Origin of the sequence: Cupriavidus sp. P-10 (assembly GCF_003402535.2) — a bacterium.
Classification (GTDB): domain Bacteria; phylum Pseudomonadota; class Gammaproteobacteria; order Burkholderiales; family Burkholderiaceae; genus Cupriavidus.
The window spans coordinates 3,596,451-3,621,222 of sequence record NZ_AP025170.1 but is presented as its reverse complement, the minus strand read 5'-3'; the positions used below and the strand labels follow the sequence as shown (position 1 = coordinate 3,621,222).

Genomic DNA, 24,772 nt, shown 5'->3' with positions numbered 1-24,772 from the left:
GCGCAGCGCATGGCACAACCGACGACGGACGATCCCGCTTCCGCAGCCGCTGCCGGCGCCACGGAGGCCACGGGCGCTACCTCAGGCCCTGCCACCGCCGCCGTCATCGCGCACGCACCCGTGCAGGGCCGCCAGCGCATGCGCGACGGCACCGAGTTGCTGCTGCGCACCTGGCAACCCGATCCCGGGCGCTTTGCCGAACCGCTGGGTTCGGTGCTGCTGGTGCACGGGCTTGCCGAGCACGCCGGGCGCTACCAGCACGTCGCCGACCTGCTGTGCGGACTAGGGTTACGGGTGCGCGCGTTCGACCTGCGTGGCCACGGCGCCAGCGGCGGCGCGCGCATGGTGGCCGATCATCCCGACATCTATCTCGAGGATCTGGCCGAGGTCTATGACGCAGCGCTGCGCGGCTGGAACGAGCTCCCGATCCTGCTTGGCCACAGCATGGGCGGGTTGATCGCGGCGCGCTTTGCCACAGCGCGCGTGCGCCAGGTGCGCGCGCTGGTGCTGTCATCCCCCGCGCTGGCGCTGCGGCTGTCGCAGCCGATGCTGGCGCTGCACCGCGTGTTGCTGACGCTGGCGCCCCGCCTGCGCGTGCCCAACCCGATCGACGCGCGGCACCTGTCGCACGATCCGGCCATGGTGGCGGCCTATCGCACCGACCCGCTGGTGCAGACCACGATCACCGCCAGCGTGCTGGAGAGCTTTATCCGCGGCATGGCGCAGTCACAGGCCGATGCCGCGCGGCTAGAGGCGCCGATGCTGATGCTGGTCGGCGGCGCCGACCGCGTGGTCGACCCGGCGGGCAGCCGCAGCTTCTTCGACAATGCGCCGCCCGACCTGCGCGAAGAGGTCTGGTATCCGCACGGCTACCACGAGATCTTCAACGAAGCACAGCCGCTGCGGGGCGAAGTGTTCGCGGCGCTGAGCGACTGGCTGAAGCGGCACCTCCATCCCTCTGCGTCGCCACCGGCCTAGGTCCCTAGGTCCGGAACACCGACTCCGCCACGCCGAACACCGCGGCCACCACCGGGTCGTCGCGGCGCGTCGCCAGGCATACCAGCGTCAGCTCGGTCTGCACTGACATGCCCTCGACGATCACCAGTCCGTGCGCATGCGACTCGCGCAGCGCAATCGAATCGCGCACCAGCGACAGTCCCACGCCGGAACGGACCAAATCCAGCATCGACGCTTCCTGGTCGACGTGTGCCACCTTGGGTACGCCGGCCGCGTCGACGCCCGCCTGCGCGAAGCGCTCGCACAGCAGGCGGTTGTGCGCCGATTCGGGCGGCGTCCAGATCCACGGCAGTGTCGCCAGCTGGGCCCATGAGCGCAGGGCGGTGCGCTCCTTCCAGCCCTTGGGCGCCACCACGTAGTAAGAGAAGGGCGTGAGCGTGAGCGCACGGAAGCTCGCGTCGGGCGGCTGGCCCAGGTAGAAGCCGACGTCGAGCGCGCCGCTGCGTACCTGCTGCAGCACCCAGCCCGACATGCCATGGCGCAGTTCCGTGCCGATCTGCGGATGGCGCTCGACCAGCGTGCGCAGCATTGGCCCCAGCCGCGTGAATTCCGGGTCGAGGATAGTACCGATCGCCAGGCGCCCGCGCACGGTGTGGTGCATCGCATTGACGGTGTGCTGCAGGTCGCCCACGCCGTCGAGGATGCGTTCGGCCAGCGGCAGCAGCGCGGCGCCGTCCGCAGTCAGCGTCAGGCCGGCGGCGGTGCGTTCGAACAGCTTGATGCGCCACGCGGACTGCAGCCCTTTGAGCTGCAGGCTGACCGCGGGCTGGGTCAGGTGCAGACGTTGCGCGGCGCGGGTGAGGTTGCCTTCGCGGGCGACGGCGACGAATGCACGCAGGTGGTGGAGGTCCAAGGCAAAGGGGGGCGGTTCGATGACGCGAGTGGTGCGGCGCAATATTTAGCGCTGCTTATATTGCGTTTGACGATAAATCATTGGACGAGGCGGTGCAACTGCACCAAGCTTGCGCTCATCAGGCCTGCTGCGCCATGCGCGGCAGACGACGTTGCGGCGATGTTATTACCGCGCGCAATGATGATGCGGCCGATCCTCGATATCCAGTATCAAGCAGGAGTGGAAGTGGAAGACATCCTTGCAGAAGCCAGCGCTGTGCAAACTACCGTTGGACATTTCATCGGAGGCCGGCAGACGCGTGGCGCGTCGCAACGCCTGGCCGATATCTTTAACCCTGCGATCGGCGAAGTCGCCGCGCGCGTGGCGCTGGCTACCGCGCAGGACGTTGCCGATGCCGTCGCCGCCGCCAAGGCCGCCTTTCCGGCTTGGTCCGAGACCCCGCCGCTGCGCCGGGCGCGCATCCTGTTCAAGTTCAAGGAACTGCTTGACCAGCACCACGATGACCTGGCCGCGCTGATCACGCGCGAGCATGGCAAGGTGTTCTCCGATGCCAAGGGTGAAGTCACACGCGGCATCGAGGTGGTGGAGTTTGCCTGCGGCATCCCCAACCTGCTGAAGACCGATTTCACCGACAACGTTGGCGGCGGCATCGACAACTGGAACCTGCGCCAGCCGCTGGGCGTGGTGGCGGGGATCACGCCGTTCAACTTCCCGGTGATGGTGCCGATGTGGATGTTCCCGGTGGCGCTGGCTTGCGGCAATACGTTCGTGCTGAAGCCGTCGGAGCGGGATCCGTCGCCGAGCTTGCTGATCGCCGATCTGCTGCGCCAGGCTGGCTTGCCTGATGGGGTGTTCAACGTCGTGCAGGGGGACAAGGAAGCGGTCGATGCGTTGCTGGCGCATCCGGATGTGCAGGCGTTGTCGTTCGTTGGGTCGACGCCAATTGCCGAGTACATCTATACGGAAGGCACGAAGCACGGCAAGCGGGTGCAGGCGCTGGGCGGGGCCAAAAACCACCTGGTGGTGATGCCTGACGCGGATCTGGATCAAGCCGTCGATGCGCTGATCGGTGCGGCCTACGGCTCGGCGGGCGAGCGCTGCATGGCGATCTCGGTGGCCGTGGCCGTGGGCGATGTCGCTGACAGGCTGGTGCCGCGGCTGGCGGAGCGGGCGCGCTCCCTGAAGATCCGTAACGGCATGGAGTCCGACGCCGAAATGGGTCCGCTGGTGACCGGGGCGCACAAGGCCAAGGTCGAAGGCTATATCGCCAAGGGCGTGGAAGAGGGCGCGACGCTGGTGACCGACGGGCGGGGACACAAGGTCGAGGGGCACGAGAACGGCTTCTATGTCGGCGGCACGCTGTTCGATCACGTCACGCCCGACATGACCATCTACAAGGAAGAGATCTTCGGGCCGGTGCTGTCGGTGGTGCGCGTGGAAGACTTTGCCCACGCGGTTGCGCTGATCAATGCGCATGAGTATGGCAACGGGGTGTCCTGCTACACCAGCGACGGGGGGATTGCGCGGGCGTTTGCCCGGCAAATACAGATAGGTATGGTTGGGATTAATGTTCCCATCCCTGTTCCTATGGCCTGGCATTCATTTGGTGGATGGAAGCGTTCGCTGTTTGGCGACCATCATGCCTACGGCGAAGAAGGCGTGCGGTTCTATACGCGCTACAAGAGTGTGATGCAGCGGTGGCCGGATTCCATTGCCAAGGGGGCGGAGTTTACGATGCCGGTGGCCAAGTAAGAGGTGGTTTGATTTTCATGTTGCGCGGCGGCTGGCCATACATAAACAAATGCAAACCAAGAAAGCCATGGAGACATTCGACTACATCATCGTTGGCGCCGGCTCTGCCGGCTGTGTCCTGGCAAACCGCCTGACCCAGGACCCGGACGTCAACGTCCTGCTCCTGGAAGCAGGCGGCAAAGACGACTACCACTGGATCCATATCCCGGTTGGCTATCTGTACTGCATCGGCAACCCACGCACGGACTGGCTCTACCGCACGGAAGCGGAGGCCGGCCTGAACGGCCGCTCCCTTGGCTACCCGCGCGGCCGCGTATTGGGCGGATGCTCGTCCATCAACGGCATGATCTACATGCGCGGCCAGCGCGAAGACTACGACGACTGGGCAAGCCTGTCCGGCGACGACGGCTGGAAATGGGACAACGTGCTCCCGCTGTTCAAACGCTGTGAAGACCACCACCGCGGCCCAAGCGAATTCCATGGCGCCCACGGCGAGTGGCGCGTGGAAGCGCAGCGACTGCGCTGGGACATCCTGGAGCGCTTTGCCGATGCCGCGGAACAGGCTGGCATCCCGCGTACCGACGACTTCAATCAAGGCGACAACTTCGGCGTCGGCTACTTCGAAGTAAACCAGCGCCGCGGCATCCGCTGGAACACGGCCAAGGCCTTCCTGCGCCGCGCATCGGAGCGTCCGAACCTGACCATCGTCACCGGCGCGCAAGTCAGCGCACTCACCTTTGACGGGCGCCGCTGCACCGGCGTGCAATACGTCGGCGGCGGGCAGCCGCATGCCGCGGCAGCGCGGCATGAAGTCATCCTCTCCGCCGGCGCGGTCAATACGCCGCAGTTGCTGGAGCTGTCCGGCATAGGCCAGCCGGAACGGCTGCGCGAACTCGGCATCGACGTACGCCACGCCTTGCCTGGCGTGGGCGAAAACCTGCAGGACCACCTGCAGCTGCGCACCGTGGTCAAGGTCAATGGCGTGCGCACACTTAATACGCGGGCTGCCAGCCTGTGGGGCAAACTGTGCATCGGCGTCGAGTACGCCTTCAACCAGAGCGGGCCGATGAGCATGGCGCCGTCGCAGCTGGGCGCGTTCGCGCGCTCGGATCCGTCGCAGGCGCGGCCCAATGTGGAATACCACGTGCAGCCCCTGTCGCTGGACAAGTTCGGCGATCCGCTTCACGCGTTCAATGCCTTCACCGCCAGCGCCTGCAACCTGCGGCCGACTTCGCGCGGCAGCGTGCATGCGCGCAGCGCCGATTTCCGCGACGCGCCGGTGATCGCGCCCAACTACCTGTCGACGGACGAAGACCGGCGGGTCGCCGCCGATTCGCTGCGGCTGACGCGCCGCATCGTGGCGTCGCCTGCGCTGGCACCGTACCAGCCAGAGGAATACCTGCCAGGCCCCGCATTCCAGACCGACGAAGAACTGGCCGAAGCCGCCGGCAGCATCGGCACCACCATCTTCCATCCGGTCGGCACCTGCAAGATGGGGCGCAGCGACGATGGCACGGCGGTGGTCGACAGCCGGCTGCGGGTGTTCGGCGTAGAGGGCCTGCGCGTGGTCGATGCCTCGGTGATGCCGCTGATCACCTCGGGCAATACCAACTCGCCGACGATCATGATTGCCGAACGCGCCAGCGACATGATCCGCGAGGACCGCCGGCGCGGCGCGGCGGCAGGGGAAGTGTTGGCGCGCGCGCCACTGGCCGCGGCGGAAAGCGCCTGAAGGCACTATGCGCAGGTGGCGCAGCATGGGAAATCGGAGTGGCAATGCGCGCGGGCGCCAGGTGGCGTTTGCTGAACATGTGCGCTTGCAAAAAAACTGACACTTGGTTCATGTTTCATAGTGCAAACCCCGATGTTTTGCGATGCAACAGGCGCACACAATAGACGCCTCGGAGAGTGCGCTGGCGCCACATTGTGCGGGCCACCAATCTCCCGCGGGAGCCGCCCCGCAAAGCCATAACAAAGACACCGCAGCACGCCGCCACCACGGACGTGCCTGACGGACGCGGCACAGGGCCTACAGGCCGGTTCGGACCATCAGTCAGTGCCGGGCATCACCCGGCGTACAACGAAGGGCGGGCAGGAGACATGAATCAGCAGGAAACCATCCTGGAAACGCGGAACCTCACCAAGGAGTTCAAGGGGTTCACCGCGGTGAGCGACGTCAACTTGCGGGTGCGGCGCGGATCGATCCACGCATTGATCGGACCCAACGGCGCAGGCAAGACCACTTGCTTCAACCTGCTCACCAAGTTCCTCGAGCCGACTACCGGCACCATCGTATTCAACGGCATCGACATCACCCGCGAGAAGCCTGCGCAGATCGCGCGCCGTGGCGTGATCCGATCCTTCCAGATCTCGGCGGTGTTCCCGCACCTGACGGTGATGGAAAACGTGCGCATCGGGCTGCAGCGCCAGCTTGGCACCGCGTACCAGTTCTGGCGCAGCGAGCGTTCGCTCGATGTGCTCAACGGGCGCGCCATGGAGCTGCTCGAGCAGGTCGGCCTGACCGAGTTCGCGCACACGCTGACGGTGAACCTGCCGTACGGGCGCAAGCGCGCGCTGGAGATCGCCACCACGCTGGCGATGGAGCCCGAGCTGATGCTGCTCGACGAGCCCACGCAGGGCATGGGCCACGAGGACGTGGACCGCGTCACGCAGCTGATCAAGAAGGTCTCCGCCGGCCGCACCATCTTGATGGTGGAGCACAACATGAGCGTGGTCTCGTCGATCGCCGACAAGATCACCGTGCTGCAGCGTGGCGCGATCCTGGCCGAGGGGCCGTACGCCGAGGTGTCGAAGGACCCGCGCGTAATGGAAGCCTATATGGGCACGGCCGATGCCGAGCTGCAGGGCGCGCACTGAGCGGGGGAACCAACAATGAGCACGAACAACACTCCCGCCCTCGAAATCAAGGGCCTGCAGGCCTGGTACGGCGAATCGCACATCCTGCACGGCGTCGACCTCACCGTGAACCGCGGCGAAGTGGTGACGCTGCTGGGCCGCAATGGCGCCGGCCGCACCACCACGCTGCGCGCGATCATGGGACTGACCGGCGCGCGCAAGGGCTCGATCAAGGTCAACGGCAACGAGACCATCGGCCTGCCCACGCACAAGATCGCGCACTACGGCATCGGCTATTGCCCGGAAGAGCGCGCGATCTTCTCCAGCCTGTCATGCGAGGAGAACCTGCTGCTGCCGCCGCAGCTCAAGGGCGAGCGTGGTGAGAAGACCGCAGGCATGAGCGAGGCCGAGATCTACGACATGTTCCCCAACCTGAAGGAGCGCCGCCAGAGCCAGGGCACGCGCCTGTCGGGCGGCGAGCAGCAGATGCTGGCGGTGGGGCGTATCCTGCGCACCGGCGCCAACCTGCTGCTGCTCGACGAGATCTCGGAAGGGCTGGCACCGGTGATCGTGCAGGCGCTCGCGCGCATGATCCGGATGCTCAGGCAGAAGGGGTACACGGTGGTAATGGTGGAGCAGAACTTCCGCTTCGCCGCACCGCTGGCCGATCGCTTCTACGTGATGGAGCACGGCAGCATCGTCGAACGCTTCGATGCCAGCGAGCTGCAGGCAAAGATGCCGGTGCTGCATGAATTGCTCGGGGTCTGATCCCGGGATCTGACCGATACCAGGATCGTTGATTGCTGTTTGGCAGGAACGGGTGGCGCATCGCCGCCGCAAATCAGGAGACAAAGAGATGAAAAAGACTCGGCTCGCGGCCGCGATGGCGGCTATTGCCATGGGTGCGGTTTCGTTCGGCGCCGCCGCGCAGGTATCGGGCGACACCGTCAAGATCGGCTATATCACCGACATGTCGGGCCTGTATGCCGACATCGACGGCCCCGGCGGCCTGGAAGCCATCAAGATGGCAATCGAGGACCGCGGCGGCAAGGTGCTGGGCAAGCCCATCGAGATCGTTTCCGCCGACCACCAGAACAAGGCCGACATCGCCGCCTCCAAGGCGCGCGAATGGATGGACCAGCAGGGCCTGGACATGCTGCTGGGCGGCACCAACTCGGGCACCGCGCTGGCGATGAACAAGGTCGCTTCGGAAAAGAAGCGCGTCTACATCAACATCGGTGCCGGCACCGCGCGCCTGACCAACGAAGAGTGCTCGCCGTACACGGTGCACTACGCCTATGACACGGTGGCGCTGGCCAAGGGCACCGGCAGCGCAGTGGTCAAGCAGGGCGGCAAGTCGTGGTTCTTCCTGACCGCCGACTACGCCTTCGGCCACTCGCTGGAAAGCGATACCGCGGCGGTGGTGAAGGCCAACGGCGGCACGGTGGCGGGGCAGGTGCGCCATCCGCTGTCGGCGTCCGACTTCTCGTCGTTCCTGCTGCAGGCGCAATCGTCCAAGGCACAGATCCTGGGCCTGGCCAACGCCGGCGGCGACACCATCAACGCGATCAAGGCGGCCAAGGAATTCGGCATTACCAAGTCGATGAAGATCGCCGGCCTGCTGATGTTCATCAATGACATCCACAGCCTGGGCCTGAAGAACACCGAAGGCCTGCTGATGACCGACAGCTGGTACTGGGACATGAACGACGACTCCCGCAAGTTCGCCAACCGCTTCTTCGGCAAGATGAAGAAGATGCCGAGCAGCCTGCAGGCGGCGGATTATTCGGCGGCCAGCACCTACCTGAAGGCGGTGGAAGCAGCCAAGACCGACGATCCGGACAAGGTCATGGCCGAGCTGAAGAAGATGAAGATCAACGACATCTACACCAAGGGCTATATCCGCCAGGACGGCCGTGGCATCCACGACATGTACCTGATGCAGGTGAAGACCGCGGCCGAGTCGAAGAAGCCGTGGGATTACATGAAGGTGGTGGCGACCATCCCGGGCGACCAGGCGTTCACGACGGTGGCCGAGTCGAAGTGCGCGATGTTGAAGAAGTAACCGTCGGCGGGACCGCGACGGTTTGCTCCCCTCTCCCGCTTGCGGGAGAGGGGCAGGGGGAGAGGGCAGGCGACGCCAGGAGCGATGCCGGCACAAGTGCCGCGGCGTGAAGCGCGCCCGCGCCAGTGCTGAAATTCGTAGCCCCTTGCGCGCCGGCCCTCTCCCCCAACCCCTCTCCCACGCGCGGGGGAGGGGAGTCACCACCAGCAATTGACGCTCATGGACATCTTCGGAATTCCCCTGCCTGCCATGCTTTCCCAGCTGTTGCTGGGGCTGGTGAACGGCGCCTTCTATGCGATGCTGAGCCTGGGCCTGGCGGTCATCTTCGGCCTGCTCAACGTCATCAATTTCGCGCACGGCGCGCTCTTCATGCTCGGTGCGGTGCTGGCCTGGATGGGCATGGAGTACGCCGGGCTCAACTACTGGGTCATGCTGCTGCTGTCGCCGCTGGTCGTTGCCGCCATCGGGGTGGTGATCGAGAAGACCATGCTGCGCTGGATCTACAAGCTCGACCACATCTACGGCCTGCTGCTGACGCTGGGCATTACGCTGGTGATCGAGGGCATCTTCCGCTCGATCTACGGCGTGTCGGGCCTGCCGTACCAGACGCCTGACGCGCTGCAGGGCGCGACCGACCTGGGCTTCATGATCCTGCCGAACTACCGTGCCTGGGTCGTGGTGGCGTCGCTGGTGGTGTGCTTTGCCACCTGGTATGTGATCGAGAAGACCAAGCTGGGCGCCTACCTGCGCGCCGGCACCGAGAACCCCAAGATGGTCGAGGCCTTTGGTGTCAACGTGCCGCTGATGGTGACGCTGACCTACGGTTTCGGCGTGGCGCTGGCGGCGTTTGCGGGGGTGCTGGCCGCGCCGGTGATCCAGATCTCGCCGCTGATGGGGCAGAACCTGATCATCATCGTGTTCGCGGTGGTGGTGATCGGCGGCATGGGCTCGATCATGGGCTCGATCCTGACCGGCCTTGGGCTGGGCGTGGTCGAAGGCCTGACCAAGGTGTTCTATCCTGAAGCATCGTCGACCGTGGTGTTCTTCATCATGGTGATCGTGCTGCTGCTGCGCCCGGCCGGGCTGTTCGGGAAGGAGAAGTGATGAGCGCACCAACCACATCATCGACGCAGCCCGCGGTGGCTGCCAACGCGGGCCAGGCAGGAAAGGGACAGGGCGTGCAGAAGAAACTGTTGTACGGATTGCTGCTGCTGGCGCTGATCGCCGCGCCGCTGGCGGGTGCCTATCCGGTATTCGTGCTCAAGGTGCTGTGCTTCGCGCTGTTTGCCTGCGCGTTCAACCTGCTGATCGGCTATACCGGGCTGCTGTCGTTCGGCCATGCGGCCTTCTTCGGCGGTGCCGGCTACGCGGCCGGCCATGCCATGAAGGCCTGGGGCGTGACGCCGGAGATCGGGCTGCTCCTGGGCACGGGCACCGGCGCGCTGATCGGCTACGTGGTCGGTTCGCTGGCGATCCGCCGCCAGGGCATCTACTTCTCGATGATCACGCTGGCGCTGGCGCAGATGCTGTTCTTTATCTGCCTGCAGGCGCCGTTCACCGGCGGCGAGGACGGGCTGCAGGGCATTCCGCGCGGCAAGCTGTTCGGCGTGCTGCCGCTGTCCAGTGACCTGACGCTGTACTACGTGGCGCTGGTGATCATGGTCGCGGCCTTCGCGCTGATCGTGCGCACGGTGCACTCGCCGTTCGGCCAGATCCTGAAGGCAATCAAGGAGAACGAGCCGCGTGCGATCTCGCTGGGCTACGATGTCGACCGCTTCAAGCTGACGGCCTTCGTGCTGTCGGCGGCGCTGTCGGGGCTGGCCGGCTCGATCAAGGCGCTGGTGCTGGGCTTCGAGACGCTGACCGACGTGCACTGGTCGATGTCGGGCTCGGTGATCCTGATGACGCTGGTCGGCGGCCTGGGCACCTTGTCCGGCCCGATCGTCGGCGCCTTCGTGATCGTGGCGCTGGAGAACAAGCTGGGCGACATCGGCAGCTTCCTGGCCTCGGCTACCGGCCTGCAGTGGTTCAACACGCTGGGCGAGTCGGTGACGATGGTGACCGGGGTGATCTTCGTGATCTGCGTGCTGACCTTCCGCCGTGGCATCATGGGCGAACTGCTGGCCCGGTTCGGCCGCAAGCACGAGTGATCGTGGGGCGACATGCCCGAATCTGGGGCTAGGGTTTTTTCTAGCTTGTCCTCGATGCACCGCTTCGTTACATTCCATATACGGTTTTCGCAGGTTAAATGGAGGCGGAAGCGAGGAGACGACAGGCGCGCACCCGGTGTCGGGTAGCAGCGTTATAAAATAAAGGGCGTTGCCGGGTGATCCTCGGCAACGCTTTTTTCATTGGGGCTTCGCCAACGGGTGCGAGCCCTCAGCCTTCCATCTGTGCCGTGTTCGCCTCATTTTGGGGCATCCATGCCGGATCTGCATCACCCCGATCCCCGCCGCATGCGACAATGCGGGCGCTTTCCGTTGCCCGTCATGCCAGCCAATCCCCCCGATTCCCAAGATCCGCCGCTTCCGGACGGCTCGGGTCGTCCCGACGCCACGCCGCAATGGCCCACAGCGCAGCTGTGGGTACGCGCCGGCCAGAGTGCCGACGGCGCCATGCTGGACGCCTGGCTGGCTGCGGTGCAGCCGCTGCCGGTGCCCGCGGCCCGCGCGCGACGGCTGATGCTGGACGAACTGCTGGCGCAGTCCGGGCGCGGTATCTGCCTGATAGTCCACGGCGTTGCGCCGGACAATGTGCTGGCCTGCCTGCCGGTGGCGCTGGTGCCAAGCCTTGAGCTGGCCGGTCTGGCCGCCCTGGCCACGGAGTGGTGGGTACGCCCCGGGCTCAATGCCGACACGGCCCGCGCCTGCCTGAACGCCAGCTGCGACACGCTGGCCGACTGGGGGCGTGCCCATGGCATCCGCCACGCACTGCTTGCCCCTGCGCTGCCCGGCGCCCACGGTGGCGCGCCGCCCGGCTTTGCCCCGCATGCCAGCGGCATGTGGCTGCGCAGCCTGGTGCCGGCGGCCAAGGTGCTCGGCTGAGCCGCGGCCGACGCGCCTCGCCTTTTCCTCCTCCCGTTTTTCCTTTCCCGTTCCTGCAATGATGGAGTTCGCATTACTGGCGGTTGCCGCCTTTCTCGCCGGCATGATCGACGCGGTCGCCGGCGGCGGCGGCCTGGTCCAGATTCCGGCGCTGTTCTCTGCCTATCCCGGCATGGCGCCGGCAACGCTGCTAGGGACCAACAAGCTAGGCTCGATCGCCGGCACCGCCAACGCCGCGCTGCGCTATGGCCGTAGCGTGCGCATCTACTGGGGCGCGACCGCGCCGGCGGTGGTTGCGGCCTTTGTCTTCTCGATGGCCGGCGCATGGGCGCTGACCAAGATCCCGGCGGAGCCGATGCGCAAGGCGCTGCCGTTCATCCTGGTGGCGCTGCTGGCGTATACGCTGGCAAAGAAGGACCTCGGCGCCGAGCATGCGCCGACGCTGAAAGGCGGTCGCGAACGGTTCGCGGCATTGCTCGCCGGCGCAGTGCTGGGCTTCTACGACGGCGTGTTCGGCCCCGGCACCGGCAGCTTCCTGATGATCGTGTTCGTGCGCGTGTTCGGCTATGACTTCCTGCACGCCGCGGCGTCGACCAAGCTGGTCAACCTTGCGACCAACCTGGCGGCGTTGCTGCTGCTTGCCAGCAAGGGCCATATCTGGTGGCAGCTGGGGCTGGTGATGGCGGTGGCCAACGTCGCCGGCAGCCAGGTGGGGAGCCGGCTGGCGCTGCGCCATGGCAGCGCGTTCGTGCGCAAGGTCTTTATCGTGGTGGTGAGCGCGCTGATCCTGAAGACGGCCTGGGATGCCTTTGCCCGCTGAGCGCCAGCGTATGTGCGATGCGGGTTAATCCTGCTTTTCGCGACAAGTCGCTGTGATAGACTCGATCGGCATTCCCGACCGCACGGTCGGCGAATGACAGAAGCGCCAATTCCGGGGGAAAGGGCCGGTTCGCCAGCGGCGATCGGTTCTCGGCGTGGACGGGAAATGGGGAACGGTGTGACATCGTTCCTGGCAGTTGCGCAGGTGCCGGCGATGTGCCTGCGTCAGGCCCGAGGGGTCGACAAAAAAGGGGCATCCGCCGGTGGACGCCGGACGGATGCCTTTCCGTTTCAGGAACCGAAGGAGACAAGATGGATTTCAAGCGCGCCAGCTTGCTGGCAATCGCGGCGGTCAGCCTGGCTGCCGGCGCCGCCCAGGCACAGGTCAAGGTCGGGGTCACGGTGTCGGCAACGGGTCCGGCGGCATCGCTGGGTATTCCGGAGAAGAACACCTTCACGCTGATGCCGAAGGAAGTTGCGGGCAAGAAGATCGAGTACATCGTCCTGGACGACGCTTCCGACACTACCACCGCGGTCAAGAACACCCGCAAGCTGATCAGCGAAGACAAGGTTGACGTGGTGGTTGGCTCCACCGTGACGCCGAACTCGCTGGCGATGGTCGATGTGGTCGCCGAGAACGATACGCCGATGATCACCATGGCCGCCTCGGCCCGCATCATCGAACCGATGGATGCCAAGCGCGCCTGGATCTTCAAGACGCCGCAGAACGATTCGCACATGGCCACCGCCATTGCCGAGCACATGGGCAACAACAACGTGAAGACGGTGGCTTTCATCGGCTTCGCGGATGCCTATGGCGACAGCTGGGCGCAGGAGTTCGCCAAGGTGGCGGAGATGCGCAAGATCAAGGTGGTCGCCAACGAGCGCTTTGCCCGCACCGACACCTCGGTGACCGGCCAGGTGCTGAAGATGATGAGCGCCAACGCCGACGCCGTGCTGATCGCAGGCTCGGGTACGCCCGCGGCGCTGCCGGCCAAGGCGCTCAAGGAGCGCGGCTTCAAGGGCAAGGTCTACCAGACCCACGGTGTCGCCAACGCCGACTTCCTGCGTGTCTGCGGCAAGGATTGCGAAGGTACGTTCCTGCCGGCCGGCCCGCTGCTGGTGGCCGAGCAACTGCCCGACAGCAACCCGGTGAAGAAGCCGGCCATGGCCTACAAGACGGCCTATGAGAAAGCCTTCGGCGGCCAGGTCTCGACCTTCGGTGGCCATGCCTGGGATGCCGGCCTGATCCTGCAGCACGCCATCCCCGAGGCGCTCAAGAAGGGCCAGCCCGGCACCAAGGAATTCCGCAAGGCGCTGCGCGACGCCATGGAGCAGACCAGGAACCTGCCGGTGTCGCATGGCATCATGAACATGAGCACTACCGACCACCTCGGCTTCGACCAGCGCGCACGCGTGATGGTGCAGATCGTCGACGGCAAGTGGAAGCTGCTGAAGTAAGTCGCTGCACGACATGACGGAGTGACGGTGACGCAGGGATGTGAAACAGGGCGCATGGTCATCCCATGCGCCTTTTTTTCTGCCGCACCGCAATACCTAGGGTTGCCGAGTATTTCTGCAATGGGCAACCCGTTTACCATTTCGTAAATCCCACCGCGCGCAGCGCCCTGTCGGCCCCCTTCGAAGCAGGCAGGTATTTCAACGATACGGGGAGACAATGGACCTATCTATCGCCGCCATCCTGGCGCAGGACGGCATCACCTCGGGCGCGATCTACGCGCTGCTGGCACTGGCCCTGGTGCTGGTGTTCTCGGTGACGCGCGTCATCTTCATCCCGCAAGGGGAGTTCGTTGCCTACGGCGCGCTGACGCTGGCGGCGATGCAGGCCGGGCATGCGCCGCAGACCAGCTGGCTGCTGCTGGCCATGGGTGCGCTGACCTTCATCTATGAAACCGTGACCGTGCTGCGCAGCGCCGAACTGCGGCGCACGCTGGGGCAGCGGCTAGCGGTGCTGGCCGGCAAGTACCTGGCGTTCCCGCTGGCGGTGCACTGGCTGGTGCAGCAGTACGGCGCGCAGCCGCTGCCCATGCTGGCGCAGATCGCGCTGACGCTGCTGGTGATCATCCCGCTCGGGCCAATGCTGTACCGGCTGGCCTACCAGCCGCTGGCCGAGGCCAGCACGCTGGTGCTGCTGATCGTCTCGGTCGGCGTGCACTTTGCGCTGGTGGGGCTGGGGCTGGTGATGTTCGGCGCCGAAGGCTCGCGCACCACGGCGTTCTCGGATGCGCGCTTTGAAGTGGGCGCGCTCAGCGTCTCGGGCCAGAGCCTGTGGGTGGTGGGCGTGTCGGCGCTGCTGATTGGGGCGCTGTACTTTTACTTCGAGCGCACGCTGCAGGGCAAGGCGTTGCGCGCGACCGCGGTGAACCGGCTGGGCGCGCGCCTGGTCGGCATCGGCACGACGCAGGCGGGACGGCTGTCGTTCACGCTGGCCGCGGCAATGGGCGCGCTGTGCGGCGTCCTGATCGCGCCGCTGACCACGGTCTACTACGAGTCGGGCTTCCTGGTCGGCCTGAAAGGCTTTGTCGGCGCGATCGTCGGCGGGCTGGTGAGCTATCCGGTCGCGGCGCTCGGTGCGCTGCTGGTGGGCCTGCTCGAATCGTATTCGTCCTTCTGGGCCAGCGCGTTCAAGGAGGTCATCGTCTTCACACTGATCATTCCGGTGCTGCTGTGGCGCTCGCTGACGAGCAAGCATGTCGAGGAGGAGGAATAAGCCATGACCATGCTGACCGACAAACAGGCGGCCGTGGCCGGTGCCGCGGCGGGCAGCCGCGCGCGGCTGAACCGGAACCGGTTGCTGGTGCTCGCCTTCATCGTGGTGCTGGCGCTGCTGCCGGTGCTGCCGACGCCAGAATTCTGGATCACGCTGGGCAACTACATCGGGCTGTACAGCATCGTCGCGATCGGGCTGGTGCTGCTGACCGGCGTGGGCGGCATGACGTCGTTCGGGCAGGCGGCCTTCGTGGGGCTGGGTGCGTACAGCACCGCGTACCTGACCACGCAGTTCGGGCTGTCGCCGTGGTTTGGGCTGCTGGTGGGACTGGTGATCACGGTGGCCTCGGCCTATGTGATCGGGTTGATCACCATGCGCATGTCCGGACACTACCTGCCGCTGGCGACGATTGCGTGGGGCCTGTCGCTGTTCTTCGTGTTCGGCAACCTGGAGTTCCTGGGCAAGTATGACGGCATCAACGGCATCCCGGTGCTGTCGTTCTTCGGTATCGAGCTGCAGTCGGGCCGCTCGATGTTCTACCTGATCTGGGCGGTGGTGCTGCTGGCCGTGCTGGCGATGCAGAACCTGCTGAACTCGCGCCCGGGCCGCGCCATCCGTGCGCTCAAGGGTGGCGGGGTGATGGCAGAGGCGATGGGCGTCAATACCGCGTGGATGAAAGTGGTGATCTTCGTCGTCGCGGCAATCCTGGCGTGCGTGTCAGGCTTCCTCTATGCGCACCTGCAGCGCGCGGTGAACCCGACGCCGTTCGGCCTGAACTACGGCATCGAGTACCTGTTCATGGCGGTGGTCGGCGGCGTTGGCCACGTGTGGGGCGCGGTGCTCGGCGCCGGCATCCTGACCATCCTGAAGGACGTGCTGCAGGGCGTGCTGCCGAAGCTGCTCGGGGCCAACGGCAATTTCGAGATCATCGTCTTTGGCGTGCTGCTGGTGCTGTTGCTGCAATACGCGCGCGATGGCATCTGGCCGTTCCTGCGCCGGCTGTTTCCGTCGGGTCCCGCGGTCCTGGCACCGGCGCAAGCCGAGGCCCTGGTCGTACGCCAGAAGCCCGAGGCCGGCGAACTGATCCTAGACGTGTGCGCGGCGCGCAAGGAGTTCGGCGGGCTGGTCGCGGTCAACGATGTCAGCTTCCAGGTGCGTGCCGGGGAGATCATCGGCCTGATCGGCCCGAACGGTGCGGGCAAGTCCACCACCTTCAACCTGGTGACGGGCGTGCTGCCGGTCACGCGTGGCGAGGTGCGCTATCGGGGCGAGGTGATCTCCGGCCTGCCGTCGCGCGAGATCGTCAAGCGTGGCATTGGCCGCACCTTCCAGCATGTGCACCTGCTGCCGACCATGACGGTGCTGGAGAACGTTGCCATCGGCGCACACCTGCGCGGCGACTTCCGCGCGCAAGGCGGCGTCTCGGCGGCGATCCTGCGCATGAACAAGGTCGAGGAAGAGAAGCTGCTGTTCGAGGCGAAGCGGCAACTGGAACGCGTAGGCCTGGCCGACTGCATGTACATGGAAGCGGGCAGCCTGGCGCTGGGCCAGCAGCGCATCCTGGAAATCGCCCGCGCCCTGTGCTGCGACCCCGCGCTGCTGCTGCTCGACGAGCCGGCGGCGGGCCTGCGCTACAAGGAGAAGCAGGCGCTGGCCGACCTGCTGCGCAAGCTCAAGGGCGAGGGCATGAGCGTGCTGCTGGTCGAGCACGACATGGACTTCGTGATGAACCTGACCGACCGGCTGGTGGTGATGGAATTCGGCACGCGTATCGCCGAGGGCGTGCCCGAGGAAGTGCAGAAGGACCCCGCGGTGCTGGAAGCCTATCTCGGCGGCGTGGAGTAACGGAGCGACAGAGAAAGCGACATGAGCCTGATTCTGGAAGTGAAGGACCTCCACGTCCGCTACGGCAAGGTGGAAGCGGTGCACGGCGCCAACCTGAAGGTGGAAGCCGGCAAGATCGTCACGGTGATCGGACCGAACGGCGCCGGCAAGTCCACGATGCTCAATGCGATCATGGGTGCGCTGCCGGTCAACGGCTCGGCGAGCGGTTCGGTCAGCTATCTCGGTCACGACATGGCCGGTATCCCCGTCGAGGGCCGCGTCGCGCGCGGCATGTGCCTGGTGCCGGAGAAGCGCGAGCTGTTCGCGTCGATGACGGTGGAGGACAACCTGCTGCTGGGCGCGTTCCGCCGCAAGCGCGCCGGCGAGAAGAATTTCCTGGACCAGATGGATGTGGTCTACGACCTGTTCCCGCGTCTGCGCGAGCGTGCGCGCCAGGATGCCGGCACGCTGTCGGGCGGCGAGCGCCAGATGCTGGCGGTGGGGCGCGCGCTGATGGCCAAGCCGCAGCTGCTGATGCTGGACGAACCCAGCCTCGGGCTGGCGCCGCTGATCGTCAAGGAGATCTTCCACATCATCAGCAACCTGCGCCAGACCGGCGTGGCCACGCTGCTGATCGAGCAGAACGCCCGTGCGGCGCTGCAGGTGGCCGACTATGGCTATGTGATCGAGACTGGGGACATGTCGATGGAGGGGCCTGCAGCAGATCTGGCGGCCAATCCAAAGGTGATCGAAACCTATCTTGGATTGGCAAAAAGGGCAGCCTAATCCATAAGGATGATAGCCAGATGAATGAGGGCTCGCTTAGGCGGGCCCTTTTTCATTTCTCGTGTGAATAACTTTGGGGATAAGTGGTTTCGGAGGCCCGTTTTTTGGTGTGGGGCAGACATGCGCAGGGTTGGGTACGGTTTCATTCGTGGAAGGAATGAGACGTCGAAAGTTTTCGTAGCTTAAATCTATTGTGTGGATTAGATATGCATTGTTATTCGCGTGATAGATTTTTTTACGGAGAATTTTATATTTATCAGTAATCGTGAGAATGTTTTTCGCTGTCTCTGATGGCTTCCTGCTTCGCGGTTTCCAACAGCCACTCGCGGAACCGGTTTAACGCCGGATGGTCTCGCCGTTCCCGCGGGGCGCACAAGAAATAGCCTCGCTGCAGCGAAATCGGCAAATCAAACGGCGCAAAAACACGTCCCGAAGCAATTTCGTCTCTCACGAGACATCGCTGCAATACCGCGACCCCCATGTCGGCGCGTACAGCCTGGATCAGGATCGACACCTGGTCGAACGCTGTGGATAACATCGGCGCAGCACCGGGTACGCCGGCTGCCCGCAGCCAGTTCTGCCAGTTGGCCGGCGCCGAGGTGTGATAGAGCAGGGGCTCCTGCAGCAGCTCCCCCGGTGCTTGCCAGCGGCCCGCCTCACGGCGCGCGCGGGCGCGGTCCGGATGGCAGACGGGCACCATTTCACGACCGATCACGTAGTCTGCCTGCAGGCCCGGCCACTTGCCCGCTTCGCCCGCCAGGATGGCCGCATCGGGGGTGGCTCCCGAGAGATCCTCATCTCTTTGATAGGGAACGAAGTCGAGGTGGATTTCCGGATGGCGCCGATGGAAGTCAGGCAGGCGCGGCACCAGCCACACGCTCGCCAATGTCGGCACGACTGACAGCGTAAGGCGATGACGCCGGTCGCCGGCCAGCAGTGCAGCGCTGGCGTTTTCGATCGCGGCCAGCGGCTCAGTCACGGCATCAAGCAACCGTCGGCCGGCATCGGTCAATACCAGCCGATGTGCATTGCGCTGGAGCAGCGGCTGGCCGAAGTGTTCCTCCAGCCTGGCGATCGCGCGGCTGACTGCGCCCTGGGTGACGCACAACGTTTCCGCGGCACGGGTAAAGCTGCCCAGCTTTGCCGCGGCGGCAAAGGCATGCAACTCGGACATCGACGGGGAACGCAGCCGCATGGCGCAGGGTACAACGCAGGAGAGAGGGGAGGGGCAGACCTGCGGTGCGCCGAGGTGTGTTCCGGGGCGTCTGCAGGATGAGCTTTGGTAATGCAAACGTGCAATATAGTCGTTTGTGCGCAGCCGGTAAACGCCCGACACTCGCTCGGTTCCCTCGATAAAACAACAGGAGAAAGAGCCTTATGAACCGAGCCACGATGACGCGCCGCCAGCTGATGATGTCGGGCGCCGCAGCCGCCGCGACGATGGTGTTCGCCGGCAACGCCTGCGCGCAGGCCAACTATCCGACGCGCCCGATCCGCTTGATCGTGCCGTTTGCCGCAGGGGGCTCGACCGACCTGTCGGCGCGCCTGGTGGCCGAATTCGCCGGCCGCGAGCTGGGCCAGTCCATCGTGGTCGAGAACAAGGGCGGCGCCGGCGGTTCGTTGGGCATGGAGCAAGTGGCCGGCTCCGCGCCGGACGGCTACACCATCGGCATGGCCACGGTCAGCACGCACGGCTCCAACCCCGCTGTGTACCCGAGGCTGAAGTACGACCCGATCAAGGACTTTGCCCCGGTGACCAACGTGGTTGCCATCCCCAGCGTGTTCGCCGTGCATCCGAGCGTGCCGGCCAAGACCATGCAGGAGTTCATCGCGCTGGCCAGGGCCAACCCGGGCAAGTACAGCTTTGCCTCGCCGGGCGCCGGCTCGCTGGGTCACGTCAACATCGAGAACTTCATGATGCTGGCCAAGATCGACCTGCTGCACGTGCCATACAAGGGCGCGGGCCTGGCGCTGAATGACGCCGTGGCAGGGCAGGTCAATGCCATCACCGACAACCTGTCGTCGACGCTGCCCCACGTGAAATCGGGCAAGCTGCGCGCGCTGGCGGTGCTGGGCGCGTCGCGTTCGGCACAGCTGCCGAACGTGCCGACGTATGCCGAGCTGGGCTTCAAGGACATGGGCGAGGGCGGCTGGTTCGGTATCGTCGCCCCGGCCGGAACGCCACCGGCGATCATCACCAGGCTGAACCAGGCTATCCACAAGGCAATGCTGAACCCCGAGTTCAAGCGCAAGGTTGAAGAGTCGGGCGGCACGCTGGTGCCGACCACGCCGGAGCAGTTCAAGGCGCAGATCCAGCAAGCGATGGCCCGCTATGCCCGTGTGGCCAAGGCGGCCGAGATCAAGCTGGATTGAGGCATGGCTGAAGCGAACAACCAGGGCGCGTTGCCGCCGGTGATCGTGCGGCTGCCGGAAGGGGAGGCGCTGCCGCTGGTGTGCGACTCGCCGCATAGCGGCACTGTGTACCCCGCGGATTTCGGTGCGGCGATCCCGGAGGCGCGGCTGCGCGGCGGTGAAGACACCCACGTCGATGCGCTGTGGGCAGCGGTGCCGGCCGTCGGCGGCACGCTGCTGGCGGCGACGTTCCCCCGGGTATACATCGACCCGAACCGGATGGCCGACGATATCGACCCGGCTCAGCTGGACGGCGCCTGGCCCACGGCGCTGGCGCCGGGACCGAAGACCAGCCTGGGCTACGGCCTGGTCTGGAGCCGGATCGATGCGAACACGCCGATCTATGATCGCCGGCTGCCGGTGACGGAGGTGCAGGCTCGCCTGGACCGCTATTACCGCCCGTACCATGCGGCGCTTGCCGAGGCCGTGGAGGGCGCTTACCGGCGCTTTGGCGCGGTCTGGCACCTGAACCTGCACTCGATGCCGAACAACGCCTACGAGCGCCTGAAGATTGACAGCCCGCACCCGCTGGCGGACTTCGTACTGGGAGACCGGGACGGCACCACCTGCGAGCCGGGGCTGGTCGATCTGGTCGAGCGCGAATTGCGTGGCATGGGCTACACGGTGTCGCGCAACGACCCTTACAAGGGGGTGCAGCTGATCGCCCAGATTGGGCGGCCCGCCGAGCGGCGCAGCAGCCTGCAGATCGAGATCCGCCGCCCGCTCTATATGGACGAGACGACGCGGGAGCGGAATGCCGGGTTCGATACCTTGCAGTGCAACCTTGGCAAGCTGACGGCGCAGGTGGCAGCGTATATCCGCGCCAGCCTCTGAGCAGCTTGTTCCACGTGAAACATTGGCCGGGCCTAGTGCCCGGCGTTTTTGTTTCACGTGGAACATCGGAGGACACGGGACGTCGCTTGTCGGCCACGCACAGGTATCGTCGGCGCCATGTTTCACGTGAAACATGGCATGTCCCGAAAAGCGGCCAGTCGATTGCCGCTATAATTTCGCATTCCCGTTTGTTCCGCAGCCTCCCGGAGGAGGTGTCCCATGCTTTACCCAAAAGAATTCGATGTCATCGTCGTCGGTGGTGGTCATGCCGGCACTGAAGCTGCACTCGCGGCCGCCCGCATGGGCTGCCAGACGCTGCTGCTGACCCACAACATCGAGACGCTGGGCCAGATGAGCTGCAATCCGTCCATCGGCGGCATCGGCAAGGGACACCTGGTCAAGGAAGTGGATGCGATGGGCGGCGCCATGGCGGCCGCCACGGATGAGGCCGGCATCCAGTTCCGCATCCTCAACTCCAGCAAGGGACCGGCGGTGCGCGCCACGCGCGCGCAGGCCGATCGTGTGCTGTACCGCAAGGCGATTCGCACCCGTCTGGAAAACCAGCCGAACCTGATGCTGTTCCAGCAGGCGGTGGACGACCTGATAGTCGAGGGCGACCGGGTCGTTGGCGCCATGACGCAGGTCGGTATTGCCTTCCGCGGACGGGCCGTGGTGCTGACCGCGGGCACCTTCCTGGACGGCAAGATCCACGTCGGCCTGGACAACTACACTGGTGGCCGCGCCGGTGATCCGGCGGCGGTATCGCTGTCGGCGCGCCTGAAAGAGCTGAAGCTGCCGCAGGGCCGCCTGAAGACCGGCACGCCGCCGCGCATCGACGGCCGCACCATCGATTTCTCGGTGATGGAAGAGCAGCCTGGCGACCTGGATCCGGTGCCGGTGTTTTCCTTCCTGGGCCGTCCAGAGCACCATCCGCAGCAGCTGCCTTGCTGGATTACCCATACCAACAGCCGTACACACGACATCATCCGCGGTGGTCTCGATCGTTCGCCGATGTACACCGGTGTGATCGAAGGGGTAGGGCCGCGCTACTGTCCGAGCATCGAGGACAAGATCCATCGCTTTGCCAGCAAGGAAAGCCACCAGATTTTCCTGGAACCGGAAGGACTGACCACCAACGAGTTCTACCCGAACGGGATCTCGACCAGCCTGCCGTTCGACGTGCAGCTGGAGCTGGTGCATTCGATCCGCGGCCTGGAGAACGCGCATATCCTGCGCCCGGGTTATGCGATCGAATACGACTATTTCGACCCGCGCGGGCTGAAGGCGTCGCTCGAGAGCAAGGCTATCCGCGGCTTGTTCTTTGCGGGCCAGATCAATGGCACCACCGGCTATGAAGAAGCGGCGGCGCAGGGCCTGCTGGCCGGTATCAACGCTGGCTGCTATGTGCGCGAGCGCGACGCCTGGACGCCGCGCCGTGACCAGGCCTACCTGGGTGTGCTGGTCGACGACCTGATCACACGCGGCGTGACTGAGCCGTACCGCATGTTCACGAGCCGCGCCGAATTCCGCCTGAGCCTGCGCGAGGACAACGCCGACATGCGGCTGACGGAGATTGGCCGTGAACTGGGTGTCGTGGACGACGCACGCTGGGATGCCTTCAACCGCAAGCGCGACACTGTTTCACGTGAAACAGAGCGCCTGAAGAGCACGTGGGTGAACCCGGGCATGCTGCCACCGGAAGACGCCGTGCCGCTGCTGGGCAAGCCGATCGAGCGCGAGTACAGCCTGGCCGACTTGCTGCGCCGGCCGGAAGTCCGCTATGAGGCGCTGATGGCGTTGCAGGGTGGGCGCCATGCGCCCGAAGCACCGCTCGACGCAGACTCCATGCTGGCCGACCAGATCCGTGAGCAGATCGAGATCGGCATCAAGTACCACGGCTATATCGCCCGCCAGGCGGCCGAGGTCGACAAGCTGGAAGCCAATGAATCGACCCGCCTGCCAGAGAACCTGGACTACACCGAGGTACGCGGGCTGGGCTTTGAAGTCAGCCAGAAGCTGAACCAGCACCGTCCGGAAACGCTGGGCCAGGCGTCGCGCATCTCGGGCGTGACTCCGGCGGCAATCTCCTTGCTGCTGGTACACCTGAAGAAGAAGGGGCTCGGCCGCACCCGCGCCGAGTCGGCTGCCACTGGTGGCACCTCGGAAGAGGCGGCCTGAGTGGCGGGCGCTCGACACACCATGACGGACGACGCCACGCAGCGTCGTCGCCTCGAGGGCGGTCTCGCCGAGCTCGGGCTGGCACTGGCACCGGCGCAGATCGACAAGCTGTTCGACTATCTCGCGCTGCTGCGCAAATGGAACGGCGTCTATAACCTGACCGCGATCCGTCATCCTGACGAGATGCTCACGCATCACATGCTGGATTCGCTCGCCGCAGTGCCCGCGCTGGCCACGGCCGCGCGCTCTGCAGAGGTAGGTACGCCCGCGCGGGGCAGGGTGCTGGACGTTGGCTCGGGCGGCGGCATGCCCGGGCTGCCGCTGGCGATCTCGTGCCCCGACGTATCGGTGCTGATGGTCGACATCGTGCAGAAGAAGACCGCCTTCCTGACCCAATGCCGCGCCCAGCTTGGGCTGGCCAACGCCGCGGCGCACTGGGGCCCGGTGGAGAAGCTGGACGACGCGGACGGCTTTGCCGTGATCACGTCGCGCGCCTTTGCCGAACTGACCGATTTCGTGAACCTGTCGGGTCAGCTGCTCGCGCCGCACGGCAAGCTGATCGCCATGAAGGGCGTTTATCCACAGGCCGAGCTCGACCGGATGGAGGCGGCAGGACTGATGACACAGTGGCAAGTCGATGATGTACCGCGCCTCACGGTGCCGGGACTGGACGCCGAGCGCCACCTGGTAGTGCTGTCGCGGCGCGCAGGCGCGCATGCATGACTTACGCCGCGGCGCTGCAAGCAGAACCGCGAACTGCCGGCCATGAGGCTGGCCGGATGATTTGAAGCAGGAGCCTCAGGAACATATGGCCAAGGTATTCGTGATTGCAAACCAGAAGGGCGGGGTGGGCAAGACCACCACCACGGTGAACCTCGCCGCCGGCCTGGCCGCGCAGGGTCAGCGGGTGCTGCTGGTCGACCTGGATCCGCAGGGCAATGCCTCGATGGGTTCGGGCATCGACAAGCAGGCGCTGGAGCACAGCGTGTACCAGGTGCTGGTTGGCATGGCCAGCATCCCGCAGGCGCGCCAGAAATCGGAGACTGGCAGGTACGACGTGCTGCCGGCCAATCGCGAGCTGGCCGGTGCCGAAGTCGAACTGGTCGAACTCGATCACCGCGAGCGCAGGCTCAAGCAGGCCATCGACGAAGTCGACGGCGAGTACGACTTCGTGCTGATCGACTGCCCGCCGTCGCTGTCGCTGCTGACGCTGAACGGGCTGTGCGCGGCGCATGGCGTGATCGTGCCGATGCAGTGCGAGTACTTCGCGCTCGAAGGGCTGTCCGACCTGGTCAACACCATCAAGCAGGTGCACGCCAACCTGAACCGCGAGCTCAAGGTGATCGGCCTGCTGCGCGTGATGTTCGACCCGCGCGTCACGCTGCAGCAGCAGGTGTCGGCGCAGCTTGAATCGCACTTCGGTGACAAGGTGTTCAAGACCCTGATCCCGCGTAACGTGCGCCTGGCCGAGGCACCGTCCTATGGCATGCCGGGCGTGGCGTTCGACCCCTCATCCAAGGGCGCCAAGGCGTACCTGGACTTTGGCGCCGAGATGATCGCGCGCGTCAGGCAGCTGGGCTGAAGCTGAAGGAGCCATCGAC

Annotated in this window: 21 protein-coding genes; 19 read left to right on the top strand and 2 right to left on the bottom strand. The window is 65.5% G+C overall.

Translation table 11 applies throughout. From position 1 onward, the window contains the following. Positions 1-9 precede the first annotated feature (9 nt). Positions 10-978, top strand: a complete 969-nt coding sequence (locus CTP10_RS16725; RefSeq protein ID WP_116320034.1) for an alpha/beta hydrolase — start codon at positions 10-12, stop codon at positions 976-978. 4 nt (positions 979-982) lie between these two features. Here CTP10_RS16725 and CTP10_RS16720 read toward each other — a convergent pair whose 3' ends face one another. Further along, positions 983-1,870 carry a LysR family transcriptional regulator gene (locus CTP10_RS16720; protein WP_116320148.1) on the bottom strand — a complete coding sequence of 296 codons (888 nt, stop codon included), beginning with the start codon at positions 1,868-1,870 and terminating at the stop codon, positions 983-985. Between the two features lie 255 nt (positions 1,871-2,125). Here CTP10_RS16720 and CTP10_RS16715 point away from each other — a divergent pair, with 255 nt between their 5' ends. From CTP10_RS16715 to CTP10_RS16655, 13 genes are all read left to right on the top strand, one after another. Continuing rightward, complete coding sequence (locus CTP10_RS16715; RefSeq protein ID WP_442875127.1) at positions 2,126-3,622, top strand: CoA-acylating methylmalonate-semialdehyde dehydrogenase; 1,497 nt, start codon at positions 2,126-2,128, stop codon at positions 3,620-3,622. Positions 3,623-3,689: 67 nt separating this feature from the next. Continuing rightward, on the top strand, positions 3,690-5,354 hold the full coding sequence (locus CTP10_RS16710) for a GMC family oxidoreductase (RefSeq protein WP_116320033.1): 1,665 nt from the start codon (positions 3,690-3,692) through the stop codon (positions 5,352-5,354). 368 nt (positions 5,355-5,722) lie between these two features. Then, positions 5,723-6,499, top strand: coding sequence for an ABC transporter ATP-binding protein (locus CTP10_RS16705; RefSeq protein ID WP_116320032.1), 777 nt, complete (start codon positions 5,723-5,725; stop codon positions 6,497-6,499). A gap of 15 nt (positions 6,500-6,514) precedes the next feature. Continuing rightward, positions 6,515-7,246 (top strand): ABC transporter ATP-binding protein, encoded by a 732-nt coding sequence (locus CTP10_RS16700; protein ID WP_116320031.1) that lies wholly within the window; start codon positions 6,515-6,517, stop codon positions 7,244-7,246. An 88-nt stretch (positions 7,247-7,334) separates the two neighbouring features. After that, the gene (locus CTP10_RS16695; protein WP_116320030.1) at positions 7,335-8,543 is read left to right on the top strand and encodes an ABC transporter substrate-binding protein; all 1,209 of its coding nucleotides are present in this window, start codon (positions 7,335-7,337) and stop codon (positions 8,541-8,543) included. 219 nt (positions 8,544-8,762) lie between these two features. After that, positions 8,763-9,647, top strand: coding sequence for a branched-chain amino acid ABC transporter permease (locus tag CTP10_RS16690; protein WP_116320029.1), 885 nt, complete (start codon positions 8,763-8,765; stop codon positions 9,645-9,647). Next, on the top strand, positions 9,647-10,693 hold the full coding sequence (locus tag CTP10_RS16685) for a branched-chain amino acid ABC transporter permease (protein WP_233528155.1): 1,047 nt from the start codon (positions 9,647-9,649) through the stop codon (positions 10,691-10,693). Before CTP10_RS16690 ends, CTP10_RS16685 begins: the two co-directional genes overlap by 1 nt. Before the next feature lie 339 nt (positions 10,694-11,032). After that, positions 11,033-11,587: a hypothetical protein gene (locus tag CTP10_RS16680; protein WP_233528154.1), complete on the top strand. Its 555-nt coding sequence runs from the start codon at positions 11,033-11,035 to the stop codon at positions 11,585-11,587. A 61-nt stretch (positions 11,588-11,648) separates the two neighbouring features. Next, entirely contained in the window at positions 11,649-12,407 is a 759-nt protein-coding gene (locus tag CTP10_RS16675; protein ID WP_116320028.1) for a TSUP family transporter, read from the top strand. 311 nt (positions 12,408-12,718) lie between these two features. Further along, on the top strand, positions 12,719-13,867 hold the full coding sequence (locus tag CTP10_RS16670) for an ABC transporter substrate-binding protein (RefSeq protein WP_116320027.1): 1,149 nt from the start codon (positions 12,719-12,721) through the stop codon (positions 13,865-13,867). A 217-nt stretch (positions 13,868-14,084) separates the two neighbouring features. Then, positions 14,085-15,137: a branched-chain amino acid ABC transporter permease gene (locus CTP10_RS16665; protein ID WP_116320026.1), complete on the top strand. Its 1,053-nt coding sequence runs from the start codon at positions 14,085-14,087 to the stop codon at positions 15,135-15,137. Between the two features lie 3 nt (positions 15,138-15,140). Further along, positions 15,141-16,982, top strand: a complete 1,842-nt coding sequence (locus CTP10_RS16660) for a branched-chain amino acid ABC transporter ATP-binding protein/permease (protein WP_116320025.1) — start codon at positions 15,141-15,143, stop codon at positions 16,980-16,982. A 21-nt stretch (positions 16,983-17,003) separates the two neighbouring features. Then, on the top strand, positions 17,004-17,747 hold the full coding sequence (locus CTP10_RS16655; RefSeq protein ID WP_116320024.1) for an ABC transporter ATP-binding protein: 744 nt from the start codon (positions 17,004-17,006) through the stop codon (positions 17,745-17,747). A gap of 256 nt (positions 17,748-18,003) precedes the next feature. On the opposite strand, the gene CTP10_RS16650 is transcribed toward CTP10_RS16655, so the two are convergent. Next, positions 18,004-18,942: a LysR substrate-binding domain-containing protein gene (locus tag CTP10_RS16650; RefSeq protein WP_116320023.1), complete on the bottom strand. Its 939-nt coding sequence runs from the start codon at positions 18,940-18,942 to the stop codon at positions 18,004-18,006. A 182-nt stretch (positions 18,943-19,124) separates the two neighbouring features. On the opposite strand from CTP10_RS16650, the gene CTP10_RS16645 reads away from it, so the two are divergent. The 5 genes from CTP10_RS16645 to CTP10_RS16625 all read left to right on the top strand — a co-directional run bounded on the left by CTP10_RS16645 (position 19,125) and on the right by CTP10_RS16625 (position 24,753). Then, positions 19,125-20,120 carry a tripartite tricarboxylate transporter substrate binding protein BugE gene (locus tag CTP10_RS16645; RefSeq protein WP_116320022.1) on the top strand — a complete coding sequence of 332 codons (996 nt, stop codon included), beginning with the start codon at positions 19,125-19,127 and terminating at the stop codon, positions 20,118-20,120. A 3-nt stretch (positions 20,121-20,123) separates the two neighbouring features. Further along, the gene (locus CTP10_RS16640) at positions 20,124-20,993 is read left to right on the top strand and encodes an N-formylglutamate amidohydrolase (RefSeq protein WP_116320021.1); all 870 of its coding nucleotides are present in this window, start codon (positions 20,124-20,126) and stop codon (positions 20,991-20,993) included. A 219-nt stretch (positions 20,994-21,212) separates the two neighbouring features. Next, on the top strand, positions 21,213-23,171 hold the full coding sequence (gene mnmG, locus CTP10_RS16635) for a tRNA uridine-5-carboxymethylaminomethyl(34) synthesis enzyme MnmG (protein ID WP_116320020.1): 1,959 nt from the start codon (positions 21,213-21,215) through the stop codon (positions 23,169-23,171). A gap of 21 nt (positions 23,172-23,192) precedes the next feature. Further along, positions 23,193-23,894 (top strand): 16S rRNA (guanine(527)-N(7))-methyltransferase RsmG, encoded by a 702-nt coding sequence (gene rsmG, locus CTP10_RS16630; RefSeq protein WP_199414600.1) that lies wholly within the window; start codon positions 23,193-23,195, stop codon positions 23,892-23,894. An 85-nt stretch (positions 23,895-23,979) separates the two neighbouring features. After that, the gene (locus CTP10_RS16625; RefSeq protein WP_116320018.1) at positions 23,980-24,753 is read left to right on the top strand and encodes a ParA family protein; all 774 of its coding nucleotides are present in this window, start codon (positions 23,980-23,982) and stop codon (positions 24,751-24,753) included. Positions 24,754-24,772: the final 19 nt, after the last annotated feature.